This is a genomic window from Stenotrophomonas sp. YIM B06876 (assembly GCF_030711595.1).
GTDB lineage: Bacteria > Pseudomonadota > Gammaproteobacteria > Xanthomonadales > Xanthomonadaceae > Stenotrophomonas.
Window position 1 is genome coordinate 1 of sequence record NZ_JAUJUJ010000528.1, and the last position, 537, is coordinate 537.

The 537-nt window shown below is 68.9% G+C and carries 1 protein-coding gene; it reads left to right on the forward strand.

Going from position 1 to position 537, the window contains the following annotated elements; all coding sequences use genetic code 11:
- Positions 1-14: 14 nt before the first annotated feature.
- The coding region (locus tag QZH66_RS18315) for a phytanoyl-CoA dioxygenase family protein (protein ID WP_305807218.1) at positions 15-537 on the forward strand (523 nt) is incomplete at its 3' end.

Sequence of the window (537 nt, forward strand, 5' to 3'; positions counted from 1 at the left end):
CAGGAGACCATGCCATGCATGCACCAAGCACCCTGCAGCAGCGCCTGCAACAGCGCCTCACCGACCAGCACGTGGCCGACTTCGCGCGCGACGGCGCCGTGTGCATCCGCCAGCTCCTCAACCCGGACGAGGTGGAGCTGCTCAAGCAGGGCATAGAGGCCAACCTGGCCGCGCCCAGCCCGCGCGCCAAGGTGGCCAGCCGGCCCGATGATCCGGGGCGCTTTTTCGAGGACTTCTGCAACTGGCAGGACATCGCCCAGTTCGGCCGCATCGTGCGCGAGACGCCGCTGGCGCATGCCGCGCAGCGCCTCATGCAGTCGCCCACGGTGCGCCTGTACCACGACCATGTGCTGGTCAAGGAGCCGGGCACGCGCCAGCGCACGCCCTGGCACCAGGACCAGCCCTACTACAACATCGACGGCGCGCAGAACGCCAGCATGTGGATTCCAGTGGACCCGGTGCCCCGCAGCGCCACGCTCGAATTCGTCGCCGGCTCGCACAAGGGCCCCTGGCTGATGCCGCGCACCTTCATGGACA